15 protein-coding genes and 1 pseudogene are annotated in these 20,660 nt (G+C 38.7%); all 16 read right to left on the bottom strand.

Annotated features, from left to right (window positions below):
* On the bottom strand, positions 1-1,311 hold the full coding sequence (locus tag C6H66_RS02405) for a nucleotide sugar dehydrogenase (protein WP_105394704.1): 1,311 nt from the start codon (positions 1,309-1,311) through the stop codon (positions 1-3).
* 804 nt (positions 1,312-2,115) lie between these two features.
* Positions 2,116-3,075, bottom strand: coding sequence for a DMT family transporter (locus tag C6H66_RS02400; protein WP_105394703.1), 960 nt, complete (start codon positions 3,073-3,075; stop codon positions 2,116-2,118).
* A gap of 286 nt (positions 3,076-3,361) precedes the next feature.
* Positions 3,362-5,237 (bottom strand): annotated as a pseudogene (locus C6H66_RS02395) (polysaccharide biosynthesis protein).
* 9 nt (positions 5,238-5,246) lie between these two features.
* On the bottom strand, positions 5,247-5,858 hold the full coding sequence (locus C6H66_RS02390; RefSeq protein ID WP_046395453.1) for a sugar transferase: 612 nt from the start codon (positions 5,856-5,858) through the stop codon (positions 5,247-5,249).
* Positions 5,859-7,016, bottom strand: coding sequence for a DegT/DnrJ/EryC1/StrS family aminotransferase (locus C6H66_RS02385; RefSeq protein ID WP_105394702.1), 1,158 nt, complete (start codon positions 7,014-7,016; stop codon positions 5,859-5,861). It abuts the gene before it with no gap.
* Positions 7,009-8,247, bottom strand: a complete 1,239-nt coding sequence (locus tag C6H66_RS02380) for a glycosyltransferase family 4 protein (RefSeq protein ID WP_105394701.1) — start codon at positions 8,245-8,247, stop codon at positions 7,009-7,011. Before C6H66_RS02380 ends, C6H66_RS02385 begins: the two co-directional genes overlap by 8 nt.
* Before the next feature lie 90 nt (positions 8,248-8,337).
* Positions 8,338-9,315: a non-hydrolyzing UDP-N-acetylglucosamine 2-epimerase gene (wecB, locus tag C6H66_RS02375; RefSeq protein WP_282183108.1), complete on the bottom strand. Its 978-nt coding sequence runs from the start codon at positions 9,313-9,315 to the stop codon at positions 8,338-8,340.
* 5 nt (positions 9,316-9,320) lie between these two features.
* Positions 9,321-10,424 (bottom strand): glycosyltransferase, encoded by a 1,104-nt coding sequence (locus C6H66_RS02370; RefSeq protein ID WP_105394700.1) that lies wholly within the window; start codon positions 10,422-10,424, stop codon positions 9,321-9,323.
* Between the two features lie 1,217 nt (positions 10,425-11,641).
* Positions 11,642-12,754, bottom strand: coding sequence for a D-glucuronyl C5-epimerase family protein (locus tag C6H66_RS02360; RefSeq protein ID WP_105394699.1), 1,113 nt, complete (start codon positions 12,752-12,754; stop codon positions 11,642-11,644).
* Positions 12,755-13,041: 287 nt separating this feature from the next.
* Positions 13,042-13,980, bottom strand: coding sequence for an oligosaccharide flippase family protein (locus C6H66_RS02355; protein ID WP_248000591.1), 939 nt, complete (start codon positions 13,978-13,980; stop codon positions 13,042-13,044).
* A 5-nt stretch (positions 13,981-13,985) separates the two neighbouring features.
* The gene (locus C6H66_RS02350) at positions 13,986-15,056 is read right to left on the bottom strand and encodes a DegT/DnrJ/EryC1/StrS family aminotransferase (protein ID WP_105394698.1); all 1,071 of its coding nucleotides are present in this window, start codon (positions 15,054-15,056) and stop codon (positions 13,986-13,988) included.
* Positions 15,057-15,070: 14 nt separating this feature from the next.
* Positions 15,071-15,658, bottom strand: coding sequence for an acyltransferase (locus C6H66_RS02345; RefSeq protein WP_046395443.1), 588 nt, complete (start codon positions 15,656-15,658; stop codon positions 15,071-15,073).
* An 18-nt stretch (positions 15,659-15,676) separates the two neighbouring features.
* Positions 15,677-16,726 carry a Gfo/Idh/MocA family protein gene (locus C6H66_RS02340; RefSeq protein WP_105394697.1) on the bottom strand — a complete coding sequence of 350 codons (1,050 nt, stop codon included), beginning with the start codon at positions 16,724-16,726 and terminating at the stop codon, positions 15,677-15,679.
* 14 nt (positions 16,727-16,740) lie between these two features.
* Positions 16,741-18,051, bottom strand: coding sequence for a nucleotide sugar dehydrogenase (locus C6H66_RS02335; protein ID WP_105394696.1), 1,311 nt, complete (start codon positions 18,049-18,051; stop codon positions 16,741-16,743).
* Positions 18,052-18,451: 400 nt separating this feature from the next.
* Entirely contained in the window at positions 18,452-19,822 is a 1,371-nt protein-coding gene (cpxA, locus tag C6H66_RS02330; protein ID WP_046395440.1) for an envelope stress sensor histidine kinase CpxA, read from the bottom strand.
* Entirely contained in the window at positions 19,819-20,514 is a 696-nt protein-coding gene (gene cpxR, locus C6H66_RS02325) for an envelope stress response regulator transcription factor CpxR (protein ID WP_036780962.1), read from the bottom strand. Before cpxR ends, cpxA begins: the two co-directional genes overlap by 4 nt.
* Positions 20,515-20,660 lie beyond the last annotated feature (146 nt).

The following is a 20,660-nucleotide window of genomic DNA, read 5'->3' as shown; positions in this document are numbered from 1 at the left end:
TTAAGCTTTGATAATGTTTATGTGGTGGGGGGCATATTTGCCACGGGTATCGACGACTAATTTGGCGTTATTGATAATTAACTCATAATCAAATTTATCGTGATCGGTGGCTAAAATAACGCAGTCGAAATCTTTGAGACTATTTTCAGTGAGAGGGTGGCTGATTAAATTAAAATGATGCTCCCGCATTTTCGGGAAGACCGGGACATGCGGATCCGCATATTCAATATTGGCTCCTAATCCTCTTAATTTTTCCATAATATGCACGGAGGGACTTTCTCGCATATCATCCACATTCTTTTTATAGGCGATGCCGAGAATTAATATGCGGCTGCCATTAATGGATTTATTAGCCTTGTTAAGGGCTAATACGGTTTTATTGACCACATAATCCGGCATGGAGGAATTCACTTCACCGGAGAGTTCAATAAAACGGGTATTGATACCATATTCTCGGGCTTTCCAGGTTAAATAGAAAGGATCAATCGGAATACAGTGGCCGCCTAATCCGGGGCCGGGATAATAGGGAACGAAGCCGAAGGGTTTGGTCGCCGCGGCTTTAATCACTTCGTGGATATCAATGCCCATTTTATCGGCAACCAGTTTCATTTCGTTGACTAAGCCGATATTAACCGCCCGGTGGATATTCTCCAGCAGTTTTGTCATCTCCGCGGCTTTGGTTGAGCTGACGGGAACAACCTGGTCAATGGCGGGTTGATAAACGGCAATACCGGCTTTTAAGCAGTTTTCAGTATGACCGCCTATGACTTTAGGGATGGTACGGGTTTCGAAATCGGGATTACCGGGATCTTCCCGTTCGGGTGAATAGACCAGAAAGATATCCTCACCGACGGTTAATCCGCTCTCTTCAACCCGGGGGAGTAACTCTTCTTCCGTGGTGCCCGGATAGGTGGTGCTTTCTAAGGAGAGGACTTGCCCGGCTCTTAAATACGGTTTTACCCTGTCGGTGGTGTTAATGACGAAACTGATATCGGGTTCACGGTATTTATTTAACGGCGTTGGGACGCAAAGGATAATGGCATCGCATTGAGCGATTTTGGTGAAATCCGTGGTGGCTTCAAAACCGGTCTTTATCGCGTGACTGATTTTGGCCGCGGGAATATGTTCAATGTAACTTTGGCCGTGATTTAATTTATCTGTTTTTTCTTTATCAATATCGAAACCAATGACGTTAAAACCGATATCGTTATATCTGAGCATTAACGGTAAGCCAACATAACCCAGGCCAACAATGGCAATGGTGGCGGTTTTATTATCAAATTTCTCGGTGAGAATGTTGAGTGAGGACATATTTTGCCTTTATAAGGTTCCGATTTGATTAAATAAAAAATTTATAAAAATAAATAACATTCAGTATCTAATGGAATGTCGTTTATTTTCATGAATTTACTTGATAGCAGGAACTTTAATAACGTGCTTAAGAAAGTTTTGTTAGCATGGGTTACTAAAGGTAGAAGTAATAGGTAGTATAACGATAAAGCTACCGCACTAGGTTTTTGGCTCCCAGAGTGCCTGTGATATTCGGAAATCTTATCTATTGCACTGATTTCTCAATACTTTTGTCTGTCTTAACAAAAAGTAATGGGGGATAAGATTTTTTAACTAGTTGGGACGAGATTAGACTGTAAACTTATCTGGGTCAAGTTTAACAAACCACTTGTTTAACTAATTGGTAGAATACAGTTAGCTGAAATTTGTATTACTGCTCATGGAGTGGCAGGTAGACCTTACCAACAACGTACTATGATGCCTTATTTTTCAACATGTTTGTTGCTATTCCATTCGTCTCGGGATGTGGCCATATTTCCGTGATATCCATTCGGTAGTAAAGCTTAATTGTGACATTATGTTTATTTAGCATTGTGATTGGTGGGATAACGATGTTCCTGATTCTGAAATCCGTAATCTTTGAAGGTGTAGAAACTCAATAGTGATTGTTATCTAAAAGGCTAGAGAAGAGAGGGGAGTGGTTGGTGTAGATTAGGGAATGCTTGATATTGATAGGTAATTTTTTTATAGGTAATTAGAATTTTAGTGGTTTTCTTTAACTATAACATTAAAGCGAGCCTAAACTTGATACGAATAGAATCGCATTCATTTAAGAGTCAAAATCAATTTTTTGATGTTAAGTGGATTTACAGCAGTCAGGAATGATCCGGCAGAGACTCCTACACATAGGAGCACTAGTTTTATAGAGATAGGCTCATCTACCAGCAAACAAGCAAAGATGACTGCCCAGATGGCGTAAGTGATGTTTAAACTCATCGCACGGATGGGTTGCAGCATGCAGATTGCTTTGTAGTAGAAGAGGTACGATAGTGTGGCTACCAAAGAAGTGAAAAATAATAAGGAGTATAATCCTGTATTTGAGAATATATTTACAATACCAGGAAAAGAGTGAATGAATAATATGATAATAACTAAATAGCCCACTGAGGATGATAATTGCCTGATGAAATAAGCAATATCAGCAGGTATATCTTTGTTCATGCCATAAGAGCTGATAACAACTTCGGAACTCCAGCCTAGTGCACATATAAAAGCGAAAAGGAAGCCGATCCAGCCAGATATTGTTTGAGTTGATGCTGAGTAACCTAATATCATGGTACATATAACAGCTAGTATTAATCCCAATATACCGATAAGGTGAATGCGATCTTTAAGTAGGAAGAAAGAAGTTAGTGCGCCAATAGCAGGGTAAGTTGCCGAGATAGTTGCTGTGTAGCTAATACCAATGTATTGAATCGCTAAAATATAACAAGACATACCAATTGGACCGCCAAATATAGCCGCCAGTATAATTATTCCATTTTTCTTGTTCTTGGGGATAAGGCGTATCTCTCGGTATTTTCCTTTAGCTATAAGATATATAAACATATATACGCATGAGATTAGATCATTTAGGAAAGCGAGTACGATAGGAATGAAGAAACAATAGGAAAGTGCGGTGTTTTTTAGTAATAATGCGAAAAGTACGCCACTTAGCCCCCAAAAAACACCCGAGGAGAGTCCATAAGCATTGGCTGTTATTTTACTATTAGTGAATATGGCCATTTGGGTATTTTTTTCATAAATTTATAGACTCATGCTAAGAGGCTAGCACCATAATTACCAGATGTTTAACCATTTTCCTTTATTGAGGGAGGATTTGAAGGAAGTATAATGCATATGATATATCTAATAATGAGTTTTTTGTTGGCTTGTTATTTTTGTTTTCTGAATTATGTGATTTTTAATTGCTCGTGTGTTAAAGGTTTCGTAGGATTATTGTTTATCCAGAAGGTTAATGTCGGTAATGTGGCTTTTAGCCAGCTTCATGGCATGAGTGTATTTATGGATTTTATTTTAGAAGATCGTAAATGTAATCTTTAGGATGAAAATCAATAGGCGCATTGATGAGGATCTTCCTAATATTTTTAAAATCGTAATTTTCACAAGATGTTTTTAAGTTATTTAATAACGGATTTAATTTATCCCAAGTCAGAAAAATTTCATTGGCTGTCATTATTCTTGGGTGATTGGTGCCAGAAACGTTATCTCCAATTAATAGCTCTTCATAAAGTTTTTCTCCGGGCCTTAATCCGGTAATTTTGATTTCGATATCGCCATGAGGGTTGGTTTCATCTTTCACTGTTAATCCAGAAAGGTGGATCATTTTTCGGGCGAGATCATAAATTTTTACTGACTCTCCCATATCCAGAACAAAAACATCGCCATTATTGCCCAGTGCTCCTGCCTGGATGACTAATTGGGCGGCTTCCGGGATTGTCATGAAGTAACGGGTAATGTCTTTGTGGGTGAGGGTTATCGGTCCACCACTTTTTATCTGTTTTTCGAACAGGGGGACAACGGAACCGGATGAACCAAGGACGTTGCCAAAGCGAACCATTGAGAATTTTGTATGGCTGTGCTCTTTGGCAAAAGCTTGTAGTATAAGTTCGGCAAATCTTTTTGTTGCGCCCATTGTATTTGTCGGGCGGACGGCTTTGTCAGTAGAGATTAATACGAATTTGTCAACTTTTTGGTTAACTGCGGCTTTAGCCAGTGAAAGTGTGCCAAAAATATTGTTATTAATGCCCTCTATGGTATTCATTTCTACCAGTGGAACGTGTTTATATGCCGCAGCGTGGTATATGGTGTTAATGTTAAATTTATTGATTATTCTGGTCATTTTATCTGAATCTTTTATATCACCTAAAATTGCAGTAATCGTTATATTCAGATCTCTATCTGAGTTTATCTTTTGTAATTCTTTTTCTATTGAGTAAAGGCAGTATTCGGTTAATTCAAATAAGACCAGTTGTGAAGGAGATTGAGTGATGATTTGCCGGCATAACTCTGATCCGATTGAACCTCCGGCGCCAGTAATAAGCACATTTTTGTTTTTAATGTTTTTACTGAGTAAACTTTGTAGTGGGTTAACTTGTTCTCTTCCTAGCAGATCGTTAATGGAAACACGTTTCAGTGAGTTTATTTGCGCTTTTCCTTCAACCAGATCATTGAAGCTTGGTATGGTGAGGATTTCACAATGCTCTTTTTGGAGTCTTTCAAGTATTTTTTTTTCTATTAGATATTGATGCACTGGGTATGGCTAATAATATTTTCTTTATATGATATTTTTCTACTAAGAGCGTTATCTTCTCTGGAGAAAAGACACAAATCCCATGAATAGATAAATTGTGTAATTTAATATTATCGTCAACAAAGGCAATCGGGTTGAATTCTCTATGTTCTCTTAATATGGGTAAGAGTTGCCGGCCAGATTCTCCTGCTCCGTATATGATAACAGGCGCGCCTTTATATTTTATTAAATTACGTAGCGTTCGATAGACAAATCTTGTGCCGCAGAGTGAAATAACCAGAAAAGAAAAATAGATAATTGGTACAGTTCTGGGTAAAAATGCTTGTTGATATAAGGAAATTGCGGTCAATAATAGAGTAGATAGAAATGAACCAACAATGGCCCATTTCAATATACTCATGTTGACATATTTTAATATGGATCTATAGAAGCCAATTCTTAAGAAAATAAATAGCGTTAAAGGTATGGTGAATATAATCGTTAACCAATGTTGTAAGCTATAGATGGGGACTTCTCTGTCAAGGCGTAGCCACATGCTTAGCCAGTATGAAATAGTGATAATAAATATATCTACAATCAGAAGAACGAGGGTCTTGATTAATCTATCTTGATTGAAAAACATTCTCTTGTTCATAATGGTTAATTACCTAAACACTACTTTGTAAATTGTTTTAAAAATGATCTTTAGGTCATAGAAAAATGACTTTTTATCAATATATTCTAAGTAGTACTTGGCTTTTATTGGCATAATAATATCGATATAAGCTTGATGAGGATCTTTATATTGGCTTAGTATCTGGTTTTCATCGATCATTTCTATGGAAGCTAAATCTGTTATGCCGGGTTTTACCGATAATATTTTGTTTCTGACGTCATCTGTATATTTGTCCATAAATTGTGGCACTTCGGGTCTTGGCCCGACTAAGCTCATTTTTCCTCGAACAACATCAATCAGTTGGGCTAATTCATCAATTTTATATTTGCGTATAAATTTTCCTGAGTGGGTAATACGCAGATCGTGACCGATAGTGAGTTGTCCTTTTTGCTCTGATCCCGTCGTCATGCTCCTAAATTTGTGAATATAAAAATCTTGGTTATATTGGCCCACTCGTTTTTGTCGGAAAAAAATGGGTCCTTTTGAATCCATTTTTATCCAGATAGCAATAACTGTCAAAATAGGGAGTAATATGATGAGTCCAATGAGAGAAGCAATAAAATCAAAAAGCCTTTTTATAGCTAAATAATATGTCATCATTTATGCCAAGATCTCTTTAATTGTTTTGATAACGTAGATTTGGTCTTCTTTTGTCATTTTTGTATATAAAGGAATAGATACAATTCTTTTAAAATTTTCTTCTGCGATTGGGAAGTTGTTTTCATTAATAGAATAGGTGTTTTTCCAGATAGGTTGTTTATGCAGTGGTATAAAATGGACAGAGCAGCCGATATTTTTTTCCGCCATTTTTATGATAAAGTCATCTCTGGATATTTTTACTTCATCATTTAATCTAATGGTATATAGATGCCAGGCGTGTTGGCTATTCGGTTCTTTAGGTTTAGTGGGTAATATAATCGGTAGATCTTTTAATTCATCATCATAGAATTTGGCCATTTCTTCTCTTTTCTGGTGGAAAGTGTCTATTTTCTGTAATTGATGGATGCCGATGGATGCACAAATGTCTGGCATATTATATTTATAGCCTGGCTCAATCACTTCATAATACCAGGCAGGTATTTTGGATTGATATCTATCAAAGGCGTCTTTGCTAATGCCGTGGAGACGCATTATTTTTGCTCTTTTTATGATATCTGGATCTCTGGAGACTAGCATGCCGCCTTCCGCTGTCGTCATGGTTTTATTCGCGTAGAAGCTGAATACGGTGGCATCGGTGTCTAGCGTGCCAATTTTCTTTCCTTTATATAAAGTCGGAAATGAGTGGGCGGCATCTTCAACTATTCGTAGATTAAATTCTTTTGCTATGGCAATGATGGCATCCATATCGCAGGACAGACCCGCAAAGTGCACCGGCATAATCGCTTTAGTTTTGGCGGTTATGGCTTTTCTTATGGCTGTTGGATCAATATTCAGGCTGTCAGGTAAAGAGTCGACAAAAATAGGGTGAGCCCCCAGATAACGGACAACTTCTGCGGTTGCCGTAAAGGTGTAGGTCGGAACAATGACTTCATCACCCGGCTGAATACCAATGGCTTCCAACGCTAAATGCAATCCCGCTGTTGCTGAATTTACTGCAATGGCTTCAACATCAGAATCTAAATATTGGGCAAAATCTTGTTCAAATCTTTTGGTTTTAGGTCCGGTGGTTATCCAACCTGTTTTAAGTGAGTCAATAACTTCATCAATTTCAGATTGTCCAATTTCAGGTAATGCAAAAGGAAGGAATTTATTATTCATGATTAATGGTAGCCTTTATGAAATTGTCTGCTAATACGGAATAAGCGTGATTTTCTAAAGCGTAAATTTTACCTTGTTGCCCCATTTGGTTTAATTCGTCAGTTGATAACTCACTGAGTTTTAATAAGGCTTGAGCAATGTCTTCTGGCTTGCTTGATTTAACGGTGATACCGCAATTCACTTCGGAAACAGGGTCATTACCGGCATCAATCGCACATAAAATGGGTTTGCCAGCCATCATATAATCGATAAGTTTATTAGGGCTGATGCCAAATCTGAATAATGATTGTTTTTGTAATCCTATATAGGCAATGTCAATTTTATTGAGTAGTATTGGGATTTGAGTTTTTGGGATCGGATCAAAGAATATAACGTTATTTATTCCCAGTAATTGAGATTCCTTTATTAATTTATCCTTTTCAAGGCCAGTGCCGACTAATAAGAAAGTTATCGGTTTGTCATGAAGAAGCGAAGCCGTTTTTAGTAGCTTTTCTAGCGCATTTGGGCGGCCGTGAGCTCCGCTATAGCATACAATTTTATGTCCTTTATTTTTTTCGGTTATAATAAGTTCTTCTAGTAAACTGTTTAATGGCGTAAGCTGATTTGTCCAATCCTCTACAACCACGCCATTAGGGATAATATGTAATTTTCTGAGGTCTAATCCATGTGCTTTCGTATGTTCTTGTACATTTGGAAGCATGGAAATAACCACATCAGCATGTTTATAAGCTGCGTTTTCAGCGAATTGACATAATTGAATAAAGGGATGTTTCGGTGACATGCCACCTAATTCTATGGGGGAAAGCGGCCATAAATCATGTAGTTCAAAGACCAGTTTGGCATTAGCTTTTTGAGCAATACGTTTTGCCACCCAGATATCCATCGGATATGTACTTGAAGCAATGACAACATCAGGTCGATATTTTTTAACTAGATTGTGACTATCAAACCAAATTTGTCGCAAGAAAGAGAAAATATTTTTGACTCTGGATAATCCATTTCCGCTATAGTTCGGGGTTGGGTACCAGATATATTCTAATCCGTTAATATTTTCGGTGGTTTTTTTATTATCTATCAGCTTGGGTTGTTTTGTTCGAACATGAGAATAAGAGGCTGTGAGTAGGGTAATATTATGTCCCGATTTAATCCACTCTTGCCCTAAATGATATGGGCGAAATTCCATACCCAGGTCCGGCGAACCCGCATAATGGTTTATATAGACGATATTCATAGTAATTTTTCTAATTCGTCAGCAATTTTTGTCGCGGCGATACCGCCGCCATACATGGATTGAATAGAGTCCATATTAGTCCCTATCATGTTATGAACGGCTTGGGTTATTTTTTTTATTTTCAGCTTCTGAGAGTTTATTTACGCCGGTTTCAATGAGTTCTACCCATTCAGTTTGATCTCTCACGGTTACACAAGGTTTACGGAAGAAAAAAGCCTCTTTTTGTAGTCCGCCACTATCGGTAATAATCAGAGTAGTGTTTTTGAGTAGCCAGATCATCTCTAAATATCCCACTGGCTCAATTAAATGGACATCTAAATTTAAGTCGTATTGCGCTAACATTTTTTTAGTTCTTGGGTGAATTGGCATGATAACAGTAGCAATTCTTTTATGTATATCATTTAAGGCGTTTACAATTGCAGTTAAACGTGCTTGGTTATCGGTATTTTCAGCACGATGGAGTGTGGTTAATATGAAGTTTTGTATGGAATCCAGCCCATCGGGTTTTTTGGCCATTTGGCTAAAATATAAAGCCGCATCTTCCATGACATCACCGACTTTTCTGATATGAACGGGCTTTGAGCCGAAGCCTTCTGCTTGTAGGTTATTGACGGCAATGTCTGTTGGACAGAATAGAATTGAACTCACATTATCGGTTAATATTCTGTTTATCTCTTCGGGCATCTGCATATTAAAACTGCGTAGGCCGGCTTCAACATGGATAATGGGAATATGTAATTTAGACGCGGCTAGTGCGCCAGCTAAAGTCGAGTTTGTATCACCATATACCATGACGGCATCCGGTTTTTCTGTGATAAGTACTTTTTCAACTTCGATTAGCATCTTTCCGGTCATTTCGCCGTGCGAGCCGCCATGAATATTGAGGGTGTAATCGGGTTTGGGGATGGCTAATTCATTAAAAAATATATCAGACATATTGGTATCAAAATGTTGACCTGTATGAATGATAATTTCTTTAAATTTATTATGATTTTTTAAAGCGCGAGATACTGGGCTTGCTTTAATGAATTGCGGTCTGGCGCCTAATACGGTAATAATTTTTTTCATATCGATTAACGTCCAATGTGTTGGTAAAATTTGTTAAGTTTATTTTGTTCAATATCCCAATTGTATTTTTCATTGACTGCTATAAGCCCATTGCGACCCATCTCTTCCGCTATATCAGGGTTATTTGACAAGTAATCTATCGCATTAGCGATTTCTTTAGGATTTAATGGGTCGATACAAATGCCGCAATGGTTTTTTACAACAATATCTTTCCATAATGTGAAATTTGAAGCGATAACCGGGATACCCGCACTCATATATTCGAATATTTTATTGGGTTGGGCATCAATATGATTGGGGAGTGGGTGATATAGAACGATACCCGCAATAGATTTAGATAAAAGTTTTTTGGTTTCTATGCGATTTAAAAATCCCAGCTCATCTATTTTGTGCCAATTTTTCATACTTTTTATTTTATTTTCTAAATTTTTGTCAGAAAAATTGCCCGCTAATTTCATTGTCGTATTTGTTGTAAGGTAAGAGAGGGATTCAACCATCTCGGCTATACCTCTAATGTCAGAAATGCCGCCGACATAGCAGACTTGTTTTTCTTTTTCATGCCAGTTGGCGTTTTTATTATATAACTCGCCTAATATGGGATAATTATTTATGTCTATGGTGTTGTTATTGAGTTTTAAGAATTTATCTCTTATTGATGGAGTAGCTGTAATAATTCCATCAAATTTAGGCGTAGCATATTTCTCGTAGAGGGAGAATAATTTAGAGATAATAACCCGGGTAAATTTATTTAAATAAGGTTTGCTAAAAATTTGTTTAGGGACATCTTCATGGGCATCAAAAATGACTGTTTTACCTTTCTTTTTCAATTTTAATCCGATAGGGATGAGTTCTGGATCATGGAAATGATATAAGTCAGCGTCTAATTCTAATGCTTTTTTATAAACTTTATTGGTTGTTTTAAAGATCCTATTTAATCGACCGGGTAATATACCGACATCAATGATAGCAATGTTATTCTTGACTTCATTACCTTTACCATCTGCAACAATAAGGGAGACCTCATGTTCTTTTTGTAAGGCAGAACACTCTTTTAAGAAAATACGGATGTCGAAACGCGAATGCACAGAGGTCATATGTGTAATTTTCATAAGGATATTTTGTTAGTTTTCGTCGGGAATAAAAATAATAATATGCTTAATGCCAGCAGACCATATGTCAGTAGCAGTGCTGTAATCGCTGAGTTGGATATTGTGTAGACAAAGGGTAAATAGAGTGTTGTTGAAAATTCAAATGGAACTTTTTTTTGAGCTCAGGTTCATGGCAAAGAGCAACATATTAAATATAAAAAAGTTTATGATTAAACCCAGTGTGCCGTATCTGGCGATGCCGTCTCCAATAAAGCCGGTATTCGCCGATCCTGATGTGCCATAATAGATCTGAGAAACTATTTGAGGTGCTTCTGTCGTAAATTCACTATTAGTGTTGTAAATATAGTCATAAAAGTAATAGGTGTTTAATGTGGGTGTGAAGAATACTCTGCGTAGCCAATGTATCAGTGGATCATAGAAATCGAAAACAAAATATAGTATCCCGGCGGTCAGGAATAAATAGAGAATGATATTTATCACTGAATTGCTTATCGATCTTGTTCCTTTTATATAGAAGAATAGGATCATAACGGCGAGATTCATGAATGCTATGCTTTTTAATCCTGAAGAGCTGTAGATTAAATAGGAAATCATAATACTTATTGTAATGAGGATATATCTAATAGGGCCTTTTATATAGAGTGACGCTAATAGTAGCAATGGTGAAATAACATATCCCCCATTGGTGATGATGTACATAGTGAGTAGCGGTGTGCTGTCTTTAAAGTGCTGTCTCACGGAATAAACTTTAAATATATTAGGGGGTATTAAACTTAATCCAGGATTACTAATGACGAATAAGAGTACAATAATACCACATCCTATTATCAGTATTTTATATAAATCCCACGGAATTTTTAGTTTTGGCATCGTTATTCTATCTATTATTCGAAAAAATAATATTGATGAGAAAAATAATATGTTTATTGTGCATACGAAAATGATTGAATTGATAGAGGCCGAATTAATGAGTGGGAATATAATTGATATGGGTATAATGTAAGTGATATAGATTAACCATAAAAAAACCATCACTGGATTTTTTTTTGTTGTTGAGTAAAATGAGTGGTAAGAATGATATCCAGCAGAAAAAAATACTTAAGTAACCTTGTGGGGTAATATTATAGCCTCTTATCTCATGAAAGGTTTCTAATATAAGCACTGAGTTCAGGTAGATAATAACCTGATAGATAAATATTTTCAGGATTATTTTAATATTATTTTGCATTTTTTCTGATCAAGAAGTAAATGAGTGATAATACTAAGATAGACAGGAGATACATAGTGATAAATTGATAGTATGCCCAACTAATAGGGCCATGTTTTATGTAATAATATCCGCTATTAGCAGCGGATTTATTCCAGTTATTATATAAGTCTATTATTTCTTTATTTTTAAAATTTTGATTTCTATCTATCAGATCTTTTAAAAGAAGGGTATGTATTTTATGATATTTAATATTACAGGGATTGCCAATTAAATCATAGCTGGACCATTCGTTTTTTATGTCGAATTTAAATATATTATGGCTGATCGATTTATATAAATTATCGGATAATCTTTTGCTTTCATCTATGTTTAGATAATTTTCAAAGGATTCGATACCATAAGTAGAGTAGATCATACCATTTAATACAAAAGCCAATTGGTCTGAATGGACTTGAGGATCAACATATTCTTCAATCCAGAGCATATTATCTAATGTTGTTAAACTTCCGCCTTTATGAATAGGTGCTAGTGATGATTGATAGAGTAATTTTGAAGTTAACAGATATTTATTATCGCCAAAATGGTCATAAGCTCTTAATAGGAGAATAATGGCATAAGCATCGGTTAATCCAGACCACCAAGGAGCAAAGAGTTTATTGTTTTTATAGCCTTTATATGACCAATCGAAATCATATAAGTAATGATTTTCACCATGAAATAATTTTATATTATTTAATAACCAGTCGGCTGAGAACTTAAAATTAGCTATTAGTTCTTTTTGATTGAATTCAGGTGGGGGTACATTCCAGCCGGGTAAGGATGAATCGGTTCGCCATAATATATTAACATTATCTTTATTTAAACCTAAAGAAGAGTATATCAGGCCATAGTGAACAACATAAAATGGGGATAGGAATGGCTTAGGAATATGAGGTGAATGGGATAATGGAAAACCATTGCTATTAAATTCGCGTTGAGAGAATTTCCCTTTCATGACCAGACTTCTTATATTCCCGTTGAATTCATCTAATTCATAAGCATATTTATTGAATGTATAGCTGACAATCATCACGATAATGATATAGGGAATTATTTTTATTATATTTTTGCTTGTCTTCATTTTAACCTTCTTTACGCATGAAAGATAATTTTAAAATATAAGCCGTACTCGTCATATAAAGAATAAAACTTGTGAGTGAAAATAATAACAGGGTAAGATAAATATCGCCTAATAGATATCCAGTAAGGAGGGCGATTAATCTTAATATAATCGATATTGTTTGAATAAATAAATTGCTTTTCTGATGTTCATAAATGGATAAATATATCGATAACGATGAATATATTATTTGTCCGCATAAGTGCGGTATTAAACATAATAGATATTTTCCTGATTCAAGCCATTCCTCACCGAAAATGAAGGTTATAATGGGTATGCCCGCGAAGTATGTCACTATAGCAAATAAAATAGCAATGAGCGTTAGGCAATAAAATGTTTTTTTTTATCTTTAAAAAAGGTGATGTAATTGTGTCTTTTAAATATCCTTGTAATATAGACGAAACAGTTTGGGTTAATAGTGTAATTGGGGCTCCTGATATTCTGGATGCAATTAAATAAAACCCTGCGGATTTTAGCCCATAGGTGGACATGATAAATAATTGAGGTAGTTCATTACTCAATGTGTTAATGAGAGCCGCAGGAAAATCATAAGCTGGAAATTTATAATATTTGTTAGCAAGCAGTTTTACTTTTTTAAATTCATGTTTGTTGATAATTAAACGATATTTGGATCTTTTACTTAAAAATAGGACACCTAATGATTGGCCTAATATTTGGCCTAATATGAGACTGCTTGCACCTAAATGAGTAATACCACCAATGATTTGAGTGCTAATCATGGCAACTGTTTGCGTTATTTTAGTGATAGAGAGAGCATGGTATTGCTTGTCTCTTATACTATTAAAACTTACAGCACGATAAAACCCATAGGTAATAATACCTAAAGGGATATAGTATATATAATTTCCTATAATTATCTTTTCTGGGATATTAGATATTGCAATAACAGTGATAACTATCAAGCTAATGGTTATGGGAATAATGCAAGATAATGTGATTAGTGAATTAATTTCACGTTTTTTTCCTGATGCACTGATTGAAAATTCATAACGAAGACAAGCACCGACGGCAAAAACACTTAAAAGCGATGAAAATGAAGCATAAATACCTAATTCTTCAGGTGAAAATAGTCTGGTTAATACTGGCGTTGATAGCAGTAATAATATCTGGCTGAATAATGATGAGAGTAATAAGCCAGATATATTTCGCAATAATTTATAATTCATAGATTTTAAATTGAACTGGCAATTTTATTAATTAAATCTATGGATAAATAAGGATGCATAGGCAAACTAATGACTTCTTGTGCAATTTCATCTCCAACAGGCAGAGCGATATGGCTGGCCACTGCGGGTTGTTTATTCAGGGGAATGGGGTAATGCACGGCGGTTGGAATGCCTTGTTCTTTTAATTTGCGTTGTAATTCATCGCGGTTTTTAACCCGGATAGTATATTGCGCATAGGCCGAGAGATTGTGAGGTTCAATATATGGCGTGGTCATGATGCCGATATTGTTCAACGCCTGATGATAGTTTTCTGCCACATGCTGACGTAATGTCATTTCTTCATCAAATATCTCCAATTTGGGTAACAGAATAGCCGCTTGCAGGGTATCTAAACGGCTGTTCACCCCGATTCGGATATGGTGGTATCGTCGGTCTTGTCCGTGTCGGGCAATTTGGCGAATAATTTTTGCCAGTTCTTCATCGTGGGTGAAAATAGCTCCACCGTCACCGTAACACCCTAACGGTTTACTGGGGAAGAAACTGGTACAGGAAATTGTGGTCAGGTTACAGGAACGTTTGCCTTTATAAGTGGCGCCGAAACTCTGGGCTGCGTCTTCTATCACGATAAGATTATATTTTTCGGCGATGGCATTGATTTCGTCAAAATCGGCACATTGACCAAATAAGGAAACTGGAATGATGGCTCTGGTTTTCGGGGTAATCGCCGCTTCAAGTAGCGCCGGATCTAAATTATACGTCGTGGGTTTGACATCAACATAAACCGGGATACCGCCCAGTAGCGCAACGGTTTCAGCGGTGGCAATGTAGGTAAAGCCCGGGGTAATCACTTCGTCGCCGGGTTTGATGCCAATCGCCATTAAAGCAATTTGCAGGGCATCGGTGCCATTGGCGCAGGTAATGCAATATGGTGCCCCCGTATATTCAATGAGCCTGTCTTCTAATTCGGCGACTTCGGGCCCTAAAATATATTTTCCATGTGCTAATACTTTCTGGATATTCGCGTCAATTTTATCTTTAATTTTAAGCTGCTGTGCTGCCAGATCGGTAAATTGCATGCCTTGGTCCTTGATTATTTAATGCGCACGACAATGTTGTTATTGAGCTGATAAATATGATGGGTGTGAGGGCAGGTGGCGGTGGCTTGGCCGTGTAGCGGTAAATCTAATTGTTCGCCAAATTCACTCATCCAGCCAATTTGTTTGGCTGGCACCCCCACCATCAGGGCGTAATCGGGAACATCTTTATTCACTACTGCGCCGGCGCCAATAAAAGCATAGGCGCCAATGGTGGCGCCACAAACAATGGTACAGTTGGCGCCTAAGGTGGCGCCTTTTTTTACTCGCGTATCTTTATATTCACTCTTTCTTTCAATCAATGAACGCGGATTATAAACATTGGTGAACACCATGCTGGGACCACAAAATACCCCGTCTTCCAGATGAACATTGTCATAAACCGAGACGTTATTTTGTATTTTGCAGTGATTGCCGATGGTGACTTGATTGCCAATAAAGACATTTTGTCCTAAAGAACAGCCTTCGCCAATTTGAGCGCCAGAGCAGACATGGGTGAAATGCCAGATACGGCTGTTTTTTCCGATTTGTGCCCCTTCATCAACGATGGCACTGGGATGTATCATCACGTGTTCTGCTGACATGAGACCTTTTCCACAGATTTAATAGGTTAAAGGTAAAGAAACGGTTTTATTATCTCTGGCGGATAAATAGGCGGCGATAAGCAGTTCTAAAGATTTTAAGCCTTCCCGGCCGTCGGTTATCGGTTTGGCTTCGCCCTTCATCACATCAATGACATTTTTATAATAAAGCGGATGACCAAATCCGTACACCGACGTCGTTTCGTAATTGGCGGCTTTGACTTGCTGGTCATACTCTTTTTCGTCAGCGAAATGCCATTCCTGGATTTCATTGACAGCCAAACCCCCCACTTTGACCGTGCCTTTTTCGCCTAAGATGGTGATGGAGCCTTCAAGATTCTGAGGATATGTGCACATGGTGACGGCCATTGAGCCTAATGTGCCATCCCGCCAGCGGATATTGAGTACCCCGGTGTCTTCCGTTTCGATATCCAGGTGGGTCGAGGTCATGGCCTGAACATCTTTGACCGGGCCGATTAACCATTCAATTAAATCCACATAATGGCTCGCCTGATTCATGAAGGCGCCGCCATCAAATTCCCAGGTGCCGCGCCAGGCGGCCTGATCATAATAGGCCTGGGGACGGGTCCAGAAAACGTTGAGGTGGACCAGGTGGATTTTACCAAACCGTTTTTCACTGACCGCCCGTTTCAGTAATTGCAGGGTGGCGTTTAAGCGGTTTTGTTTGACGACGAAGAGGTGTTTTCCAGCTTTATCCGCCGCTTTAACCATGTTTTCTCCCTCAGCCAGCCGGGTGGCCATCGGCTTTTCGGTGACGACATGAAAGCCTTTATCAAAGCAGGCTATCGCCTGTTCTGGATGCAGGCCGGAGGGGGTGGTCAGGATAATGATATCGGCGGTGATGTTATCCAGCATCGTGTTTAAGTCGCTAAAACCCGGGATGCCGGTTTTTTCTACTGCTGTGTTTAATGCGTCTTGATCGTTATCACAGACGGCCACTAATTCGGCCGTTTCTTGATGTATTTCCAGAGAATTGAAATGATTTTTAGCGATCCGCCCACAACCGACTAAAGCAAATCTTATCTTTCTGTCGTTGATAGTGCTCAGCATAATCTTATCCTAAGTTAAGCTTTGATAATGTTTCTGTGATGGGAGGCATATTTGCCACGAGTATCGACGACTAATTTGGCGTTATTGATGATCAATTCATAATCAAATTTATCGTGATCGGTGGCTAAAATAACGCAGTCGAAATCTTTGAGACTATTTTCAGTGAGAGGGTGGCTGATTAAATTAAAATGATGCTCCCGCATTTTCGGGAAGAGCGGGACATGCGGATCGGCATATTCAATATTAGCCCCTAATGCTCTTAATTTTTCCATAATATGCACTGAGGGACTTTCTCGCATATCATCCACATTCTTTTTATAGGCGATGCCGAGAATTAAGATGCGGCTGCCATTAATGGATTTATTAGCCTTGTTAAGGGCTAATACGGTTTTATTGACCACATAATCCGGCATGGAGGAATTGACTTCACCGGAGAGTTCAATAAAACGGGTATTGATACCATATTCCCGGGCTTTCCAGGTTAAATAGAAGGGATCAATGGGAATACAGTGGCCGCCTAATCCGGGGCCGGGATAATAGGGAACGAAGCCGAAGGGTTTGGTTGCCGCGGCTTTAATCACTTCGTGGATATCAATCCCCATTTTATCGGCAACCAGTTTCATTTCGTTGACCAAGCCGATATTGACCGCCCGGTGGATATTCTCCAGCAGTTTTGTCATCTCGGCGGCTTTGGTTGAGCTGACGGGAACAACCTGGTCAATGGCGTGTTGATAAACGGCAATACCGGCTTTTAAGCAGTTTTCAGTATGACCGCCTATGACTTTAGGAATAGTGCGGGTTTCGAAATCGGGGTTACCGGGATCTTCCCGTTCAGGTGAATAGACCAGAAAGATATCCTCACCCACCTTTAATCCGCTTTCTTCAACCCGGGGGAGTAACTCTTCTTCCGTGGTGCCCGGATAGGTGGTGCTTTCTAAGGAGAGGACTTGTCCGGCTCTTAAATACGGTTTTACCCTGTCGGTGGTGTTAATGACGAAACTGATATCGGGTTCACGGTATTTATTTAACGGTGTCGGGACGCAAAGAATAATGGCATCGCATTGAGTGATTTTGGTGAAATCTGTGGTGGCTTCAAAACCGGTCTTTATCGCGTGACTGATTTTGGTCGCGGGAATATGTTCAATGTAACTTTGGCCGTGATTTAATTTATCTGTTTTTTCTTTATCAATATCGAAACCAATGACTTTAAAACCGATATCGTTATATCTGAGCATTAACGGTAAGCCAACATAACCCAGGCCAACAATGGCAATGGTGGCGGTTTTATTATCAAATTTCTCGGTGAGAATGTTGAGTGAGGACATATTTTGCCTTTTAAGATAATGACTTAAAAATAAAACTTATGAAAATAAATTACATTTGGTTTTTAATAGGATGCTATCTATTTCCATAAGTTTCATTTGGCAGGTGAAATTTTAATAGGTTTTTTAATAGATTGTGTAAGATATATCGCTGAAATAATAAATAAAGTAATAACAACGCTACCGCACTAGGTTATTGGCTCCCAGAACTCCATGGAATCTTATAATTTTATCTACTGTTTTGATTTTTCAGTGCTTTTGTCTGCTGTAATATAAAAGCAATTAAAGATAAGTATTTTTAATGAATAACAGGGGAGGTTAAACCGTCAGACTTGCCGGGTCAAGTATAAATAAAATTTATTTATTTAATAAATTTGTAGAGTGATGTTAGCAAAAATCTGTATTACCGGCCATGAAGCGGTAGCCAAATAACCAAGCGTAAGCCGCCGAGTGGGCTATCCTCAGCACGTACCCAACCACGGTGCTGGTTAATCGCGGTTTCAACAATGGCTAAACCAAGGCCAGTGCCGCCGGATTCCCGATCGCGGGCTTCGTCTGTACGGTAGAAAGGGCGGAATATGTGTTCGCGGTCTTCCGGGTTGACGCCCGGGCCGTCATCATCAACGGTAATGGTGATTCCTTGATTATCGGTGTTAAATGCGACCGCAATATGGTGGTGGGAGTAGCGTAAGGCATTACGCACGATATTTTCAAAAGCACTGCCAAGTGCTAATGGGTTGCAGTAAATTGCCCAAGAACTCGGTGGTAAAGTTGCTTCAAGGATTTTGTCCATTTGTTCGGCTTCGAAGCGGGCATTGTCAAGAATATCGTGCCATAAATCTGTCATTTTGATGTTTTCTCTCAGCAGTTCATTTTTATGCTGACTGCGGGAGAGTACTAATAGATCGTTAATCATGCTGTCTAGCCGTTGGGCTTCTGTCTCAATTCTTTCCAGCTCTTTACTCTCGCCATGACGGCGGCGGAGTAATGCTGTGGCAAGTTGTAGGCGGGTGAGCGGTGTGCGTAGTTCATGGGAGATATCGGAAATTAGCCGTTGTTGTGCGGTGACCATTCTTTCCAATACACTGATCATTTGGTTGAAACTGTTACCGGCGGCCAGAAACTCTTGCGGGCCAGCTTCCAGTTCTGGATGCTGACGTAAATTACCTTTAGCAACATCGTCGGCGGCATTTTTTAATTTGCGGGCAGGTTTAGCTAAACTCCATGCCAGCCATAATAGGAGGGGCGCACTGATTAACATCGTGGCAGTTAATAGTAATAGTGGCCGGTCAAACATCAGGTTAATGAAATCCGATTGTGGGCTATTCGCTGGACGAACTAAATAAAGTTGATAATGATCTTCTCCATCTCGAATGGAAAAGGGCCCTAACATTTCAGAGCGGCCATATTTTTTCTTTTTCGGGTGATCGGCGTTATCTGATTGTCCAATAAAGTTGCGGACAACTTGCATTTCGCTTCTTTGTGCACCGATAACTCGCCCTTCGCTGGTGACCAGTATCAAGCGCTGACCTGGGGGGGCCCATTTTTCAGTCGCGCGAAATAAACGGCGCCACCAAAGTAAATCGTTAGCGGGATCTTGAGCTAATTCCGCTTCGATATGTTGTTCCAGCATAACTCCCTGCCGATATTCATTTTCCAGCAGAGAGGTTAGTTGTCTGGAATCCAGTTTCGGCACCATTAATACCAACATTAGGACTAATGCCAGCGTAAACCAGAAAATTGCGAAGATGCGTGCCGTTAAACTGTTTATCATGTCGCAGATACCATTAAATATCCTCGCCCACGTAAAGTCTTAAACCAGGGTAGTCCATCTTCCCGCTCAGGTAATTTACGGCGTAGGTTAGAGATATGCATATCAATTGCTCGGTCAAATGGGGTGAGTCGCTTACCTAATACTTCTTGGCTCAAATGTTCGCGGGAAACAACTTGACCTAAATGTTGAGTTAGTAAATAGAGCAAGGTAAATTCAGTACCGGTTAAATCGAGAATCTGATTAGCGAAGCTGGCTTCCTGTCGGCCGGGATTCAATTGCAGGTTATCGACCTGAAGCGTAGGTAGGCCACTGTCTGTTTGTTGCTGCTCACTCCAGTTTGAGCGGCGAAGAATAGCACGTATACGCGCTACTAACTCACGATCATTAAATGGTTTGGCAAGATAGTCATCCGCCCCTAATTCTAGTCCCAGAACACGATCCAAATCACTTCCTCGCGCTGTCAGCATAATGACTGGAGTTTGATGGTGTAGACGCAGCTCTTTCAATGTCGTAATGCCATTTTTACGCGGCATCATAATATCGAGTAGTAGTAAGTCGATCGAATCGTCAAGGAATTTTAATGCCTGCTCTCCGTCATGAGCGATCACAACGTTAAATCCTTCCATTTCAAGTAATTCTTTTAATAGTGATGTCAGTTCACGGTCATCATCAACTAATAGGATTTTATGCATCGATTACTTCCTCCAAGAACAAAAATACGATAACAAACTTTGCTATTCCACGACTTTACGTTCTTTTACAAGCCTTTGACGCTAGTTTGCAGCCGCGTAGGTATAGTTGTCCACATTGGACCTAATAGCATCGTTCGGGGAAACGA

Origin of the sequence: Photorhabdus hindustanensis, from assembly GCF_002968995.1 — a bacterium.
Taxonomy (GTDB): domain Bacteria; phylum Pseudomonadota; class Gammaproteobacteria; order Enterobacterales; family Enterobacteriaceae; genus Photorhabdus; species Photorhabdus akhurstii.
This window is presented reverse-complemented; position numbering and strand designations above follow the sequence as displayed.